The organism is Lysinibacillus sp. NPDC047702 (genome assembly GCF_050272555.1).
Lineage (GTDB): Bacteria > Bacillota > Bacilli > Bacillales_A > Planococcaceae > Lysinibacillus.
Map to the genome: position 1 here is coordinate 44,569 of NZ_JBNNMG010000034.1, position 6,812 is coordinate 51,380.

The window sequence follows — 6,812 nt, forward strand, 5'->3', positions numbered from 1 at the left end:
TATAATGGAAATTGACTATATCGAAATATCCAGTTTTATTAATATCTATAAGGTCAGGAGGAAACGTAAACGTGGACATGCTATTATTTCAGCTAGAAAAAGATGGCGGAAAACCGCTCTATGATCAGCTTTATAGCGGCATTAAAGAAGCTATCATTACAAAGAAAATTACAGTAGGAGAAAAATTACCATCAAAAAGAAAATTATCCGATTTTTTGAATATTTCTCAAACAACAATTGAAATTGCATATGCACAACTACTAGCTGAGGGCTATATAATGTCTAAAGCACGCGTTGGATATTTTGTAGAGGAGATTGACGAGCTTCCCTATATTCATCAAGACACGGTAGCTACCTTAAGTGATCTGCCTAGGAAAAAAACATACAAAATAGATTTTAATCCTGCTTCTATCGATATTCATGCATTTCCCTTTCAAACATGGCGTAAATATGCAAAAGAGCTTTTTGATGATACTTCAAAGGAATTATTATTAACTGGAGAACCTCAGGGAGAGCTATCTTTACGTACTGAGATTGCTAATTATTTATATCAATCGCGTGGAGTTGTTTGTAGCCCTGAGCAAATAGTTGTGGGTTCAGGGACGGAGCAGCTACTTCCAATGATTTTACGCCTCTTTAGTGACGACACTTACTTTGCTCTTGAAAATCCTGGTTATCCAGCTGTCCATCGTATGTTTTCTCAGCATAAACGAAAGGTCTATCCAATTACTGTCGATGAAGAAGGCATCTTAATTCATGAACTCGAAAAAACGAGCGCTGACGTTGTGTATATCACACCATCCCATCAGTTTCCAACAGGTGCAGTATTGTCAGCTACAAGACGTGCACAGGCATTAAATTGGGCTACACAGAGCACCTCTCGCTATATAATTGAGGATGACTATGATTCTGAATTTCGTTATACTGGAAAACCAATTCCTGCACTACATGCACTTGATCGAAACGATAAAGTCATTTATATGAGTACCTTTACAAAATCATTAATGCCATCCTTACGTGTTGCTTATTTTGTTCTCCCGCCAAAATTGCTCGCGACCTATAATGAAGTATTTAATTACTACTCATCAACAGTACCTAGATTCGATCAACATATTGTTGCTAATTTCATGCGGGATGGTCATTTTGCTAAACATTTAAACCGGATGAGGAAAATTTACCGTAAAAAACACGATAAGCTTACTTCTATTTTAGAAAACTATTCTAATCAAATTAAAATTACTGGGGAGCAAGCGGGAATGCATATATTATTAGAGGTACAGCATGCACTATCTGAAAAACATTTACAACAGCTCGCCTCTAATGCAGAGATTGGTATTTATCCATTATCGGACTACCGACTAGATCGCACTGTAACATCGCAGGCTCAATTTTTACTAGGCTTTGGAGGTATACCTGTACATGAAATTGAACAATCCATTGAGAAACTTATGGATTGTTGGGATATAAAAAAGCACCAATCACCCTCACGTTAAAATGCGGGCTGATTGGTGTTTCTTTTCAATTAGGGCTCAATTAATTGAATATTATAATGTTCAAACCATGTATGAATTTGCCCTAGATATGCCAAAAGTTGAGGCCCTGCCATTAATTGCCCGTACCAAGGAACTTTAAAAGAGCTACCACCAGAATCAATTAGCTCAATCAGCTTCTGCCTTTCAAATAACTCATGAAGAATCGAATTTTTATCCTTCATTATTTCTCCTAGCCATTTTTGAACACCCATCGTATAAAGCGGATGATAGGTTTTAGGATACGGATTCTTTTTACGATACAATACTTCTTTGGGCAATAAGTGGTCCATTGCTTTTCGAAGTAATCCCTTTTCCATTCCGCCTAAATTTTTCATTTCCCAAGGAATATTCCATGTATATTCCACAAGACGATGATCAGCAAATGGAACTCGAACCTCAAGACTTGCTCCCATACTCATACGATCTTTTCGTTCTAACAACGTTTGCATAAACCACACCATATTTAAATAAAACATTTCACGATGCCTTGCTTCCTCTATACTTTCTCCTTCGAAATATGGTACTTCTGCAATTGTTTGTGTATAAACATGCTGTGTATATGATTCAACTGCTAATTTCTTACGCCATCGATCTTGTAGCATTGTTGCTCTTTCACCAAGTGAACGAATCCAAGGGAAACCTGTTGTCGTCTCAGTAAACCATGGATATCCACCAAAGATTTCATCTGCACATTCACCTGATAATGCAACTGTAAAGTCCTTTTTAATTTCTCGGCATAACCATAATAGTGATGAATCTACATCTGCCATTCCTGGTGAATCTCTAACAAGCACAGACTCCACTAACAAATCAATTAATTGCTGTTGCGAGATTTCCTCAGCATGATGATCTGTTTTAAATGTATTTCTCATTTGTTCAATCCAATAAGTGTCTGTCGATGTTTGAAATGCATGTGGATTAAAAAAACGCTCATTATCCTCATAATCAATAGAGTACGTATGAAGCTTATCTTTCCCCTGTTGCTGAAAACTGTTCGCTGCAATGCCTGTAATAATACTAGAATCTAAGCCACCTGAAAGAAAGGTACAAATTGGTACATCCGAAACAAGTTGACGTTCAATTGCATCAGTCAATAAAAAACGGACATGATCTACTGTATCTTCTAAAGATTCATTATGACGCTCGCTCTGCAAACGCCAATATTGCCAAATTCGTATACCTTCCCTTGAGAAACGTATTGCATATCCAGGACGCAATTCGTTAATATTTTGAAAAAGCGCCTTCCCTGGTGTTCTAGAAGGCCCTACAGCCATAATATTGGCCAATCCCTCTGCATTTACAGTTGCTTTCACCATAGGATGTGCTAATAATGCTTTTACCTCAGATGCAAAAAGCAAACTACCTTGTTGCTCTGTATAATACAAAGGTTTTACCCCAAGTCGATCTCTACATAAAAATAGTGATTGTAATTGTTCATCCCACACCCCAAAAGCAAAGATACCATTTAAAAAATTTACACATTGCTCTTTCCATTCGATATAAGCCGTTAGCAAAACTTCCGTATCTGAATGTGTAGTAAAAGTATATCCTCGATTTTGAAGCTCCTTACGTAATTCCTCTGTATTATAAAGCTCGCCATTGTATGTAATGACATAATTTGCACCTTCATGACTTTTCATCATTGGTTGCTTGCCGCCGATTAAATCAATAACGGCTAACCTTCGATGGCCAAATGCTATATGCTCATTACACCAAATATTATCATCATCAGGACCGCGCTTATTTAAAGTTTGCGTCATCAACTTTATGATTTTTTCACTTGTTCTTAAATCTTTTTGAAAGCTAGCCCATCCTGTAATTCCACACATTTAGCCACATCCTTTCGCCTATTAGCGTATGCAGTAATGTACTAAAACGTGAAAAAGAACACGTAATGATTTACGTGTTCTTGAATGATTGATTATTAAAATAAGCCACCAACAAAGTCGGAGATACCACCCCATAAGTTGCCAAAGAAGTTACCTATACCTTGGAAGAATAATGAGATGCCACTAGCACGCTCCACAGCCTCTGTAGTGACAACATCAGCTGTTAGTTCCTTACCATCAATGAAACCGTAATCGGTACCCTCTGAGCGCTCAATAACTACCTTTCCGACAACTGTATCCTTTTTAACCTCTGCTTCTAGACTCTTTTTATCTAATACTAGTTTTGGTTTATATAGATCTTTATCAGATGACTTCATCATAAATGATACAGGTTCTTTTACAGCAATTGCTACTTTCTTTTCTTTACCTTTCGTAACTTTTACTGTTTTTTGATCTTTAAACGTATACTTCGCTGGAATAATTTCTTGTTTTGAGAATTGTGAAAAGCCGTAGTTAAATAATTTAGCTGTTTCGTCGAATCGAGCTTTCTTTGATTCCTGCCCTTTTGCATCTACAGCCTTCATAACAACAGAAATTAAACGTGTACCATTACGCTCTGCAGTACCTGTAAAGCAATGTCCAGCAAAATTTGTTGTACCAGTTTTTAATCCGTCGACGCCTTCATATTGGTGCACTAACCCAGGCAACATTAAGTTCCAGTTCCTCATTTCAATTCTATCATCTGTACCTTCGCGGAACGTCTTTTCTGCAATTTTAGAAGTTTCTAATACGGTTGGATGATCTTTAAGTAAATGATATGCTAATTTGGCTACAGATTTAGCAGGCATCACGTTTTCATCTTCTGGCCCAGTACCAGCTGGATGCATTCCAAATAAATCTGCATTGTTAAGTCCAGTAGAGTTCACGAATTTATAGTTTTTAAGACCAAGCTCTTCAGCTTTTTTATTCATCAGTTTTAAAAACTCAGCTTCAGTTCCAGCAATTGTTTCTGCAATACCTACTGTAGCAGCATTTGCTGAATAAATCGCCATTGCCTCATATAATTCACGAATTGTGTAAGTTCCATCCCTACGTAATGGTACATTACTTAACGCACGGTTTTGTGACATACGATACGTATAATCAGTTACATGATATTCCTGATCCCACTTAACTGTACCTGCATCAATTGCGTCCAATAACAGGTATTCTGTCATCATTTTTGTCATACTTGCAATACCTAGTGAAGTATCTGCATTTTGTTCATATAAAATTTTTCCTGAATCTGCGTCAATTAAAATCGCAGCATCCACGTGTAGTCCTAAATCTGTTTCTGCTTTTGCCTTCACAGGAATACCTGCAAACACACTAAATAACAAAACAGGGATTAGGAGCAAGCGAATGACAGTATTCATTGTCTTTTTCACCTTTAAAACCCTCCAAAAAAAATAATCTTGTCCACGACATTTTATCACAGATAGTAACTTACGTGGGTACTTCTCTAACATAAAAAAAGCTCTCGCGCCATCTTTGTAGACGATTCGAGAGCATAAAAGTTGCTAGTAATATATTACATCGAATAATTCGGTGATTCTTTTGTGATTTGTACATCATGTGGATGCGACTCACGTAAACCTGCACCTGTCATTCGAATGAATTGAGCATTTTCTCGTAAGAACTCTAGGCTTGGTGATCCACAATAGCCCATACCTGCTCGAATACCACCGATAAGTTGATAAATTGTATCTGCTAGAGGTCCTTTATAAGGAAGTCGACCTTCAATTCCTTCTGGTACTAATTTTTTCGCATCTTCTTGGAAATAACGATCCTTAGATCCTTTTTCCATAGCTCCAATTGAACCCATACCACGGTAAACTTTGAAGCGACGTCCTTGGAAGATTTCTGTTTCACCAGGAGATTCTGAAGTACCTGCTAGAAGTGAACCAAGCATTACAACATTACCACCCGCTGCAAGAGCCTTTACGATGTCTCCAGAGTATTTAATACCTCCATCGGCAATAATTGTTCTGCCAACCTCACGAGCCACTGTAGCGCAATCGTAAACAGCTGTAATTTGTGGTACACCTACACCAGCTACAACACGAGTAGTACAAATAGAGCCTGGACCAATACCAACCTTAACTACATCCGCACCAGCTTCAAATAATGCACGTGCACCTTCACCTGTCGCTACGTTACCAGCGATAATCTCTAGCTCTGGATATGCTTCACGGATTGAACGAATTGTTTGTAATACGCCCTCAGAATGCCCATGAGCTGTATCAATTACTACGATGTCAACTTGAGCCTCTACAAGCTTCTCGATACGTACCATCGTATCTTTTGAGACACCAACTGCAGCACCTACTAATAAGCGACCATGTATGTCTTTTGCAGCGTTAGGGAATTCAATTACTTTTTCGATATCCTTAATCGTAATTAACCCTGTTAATTTACCTTCTTCATCTACAATTGGCAGCTTTTCGATCTTATATTGCTGAAGAATTTTTTCAGCATCCTCTAAAGTCGTTCCAACAGGAGCTGTAATTAAATCTTCTTTTGTCATAACATCTTCGATTTTTAATGAATAGTCAGAGATAAAACGTAAGTCTCGGTTTGTAATTATTCCTACCAATTTTTGATTTTCCATACTATCAACAATTGGTACACCAGAAATTCGGTATTTGCCCATTAAGTGCTCAGCATCGAAAACTTGGTGAGTCGGAGTTAAGAAGAATGGGTTTGTAATAACACCATTTTCAGAACGTTTTACTTTTTCTACTTGTTCAGCTTGCTCATCAATTCCCATGTTTTTATGGATAATACCGATACCACCTTGACGTGCCATAGCAATTGCCATTTTAGACTCTGTAACTGTATCCATGCCAGCACTAACCATTGGAATGTTTAATTTAATTTTTGGTGTTAGTTGAACTGATAAATCAACATCTTTCGGTAATACTTCGGAATGAGCTGGTACTAATAATACATCATCAAAAGTTAAACCTTCTTTGGCAAATTTAGTTTCCCACATTTTCGTAACGTCCTCCTATAGTTAAAAGAATATTAATTGTAAGATTAACAACGTGCCAAGCTACTGTCAAGAAACTTATAAAAGAAAGACAATTCAGATTTTTAAAGGCGGTAAATTTAGCAACAAATTTACTCTTAGCTCTTCAAATAAATGATGATGGTAAGTTCTAATCTTTAAATTCTTCTACTTCATTTAGTATTTAATTACTACCTTGTACTCTGCTATATTTAGTATTTTGAACAATTTTTTTGAAAAAGTTGATAGATTGGAAAAGATTTTTCCATTAAAAACAAAAAAACAGCCAACACATAGTTGACTGTCTTTGCCTAGCAATGTCCTACTCTCACAGGGGGAAGCCCCCAACTACCATCGGCGCTAAAGAGCTTAACTTCCGTGTTCGGTATGGGAACGGGTGTG

Annotated in this window: 4 protein-coding genes and 1 rRNA gene; 1 reads left to right on the top strand and 4 read right to left on the bottom strand. The window is 37.3% G+C overall.

The annotated features are described in order from the left end of the window. Positions 1 to 71: 71 nt before the first annotated feature. Entirely contained in the window at positions 72 to 1,493 is a 1,422-nt protein-coding gene (locus tag ACQKIM_RS16335; protein ID WP_427545748.1) for a PLP-dependent aminotransferase family protein, read from the top strand. 29 nt (positions 1,494 to 1,522) lie between these two features. Here the strand turns inward: ACQKIM_RS16335 and asnB are convergent, their stop codons facing one another. The 4 genes from asnB to rrf all read right to left on the bottom strand — a co-directional run. Next, positions 1,523 to 3,361, bottom strand: a complete 1,839-nt coding sequence (gene asnB / locus ACQKIM_RS16340; protein WP_427545750.1) for an asparagine synthase (glutamine-hydrolyzing) — start codon at positions 3,359 to 3,361, stop codon at positions 1,523 to 1,525. A gap of 95 nt (positions 3,362 to 3,456) precedes the next feature. Then, positions 3,457 to 4,788, bottom strand: a complete 1,332-nt coding sequence (locus tag ACQKIM_RS16345) for a D-alanyl-D-alanine carboxypeptidase family protein (protein ID WP_427545752.1) — start codon at positions 4,786 to 4,788, stop codon at positions 3,457 to 3,459. Between the two features lie 143 nt (positions 4,789 to 4,931). Further along, on the bottom strand, positions 4,932 to 6,395 hold the full coding sequence (gene guaB / locus ACQKIM_RS16350) for an IMP dehydrogenase (RefSeq protein ID WP_427545754.1): 1,464 nt from the start codon (positions 6,393 to 6,395) through the stop codon (positions 4,932 to 4,934). 324 nt (positions 6,396 to 6,719) lie between these two features. Next, positions 6,720 to 6,812, bottom strand: a 5S ribosomal RNA gene (rrf, locus tag ACQKIM_RS16355); the annotation flags it as partial.

What these genes read in the sequence shown, in the direction of transcription:
- guaB (WP_427545754.1), bottom strand. Translation starts at nt 6,395, where the DNA reads ATGTGGGAAACTAAATTTGCCAAAGAAGGTTTAACTTTTGATGATGTA.
- asnB (WP_427545750.1), bottom strand. Translation starts at nt 3,361, where the DNA reads ATGTGTGGAATTACAGGATGGGCTAGCTTTCAAAAAGATTTAAGAACA.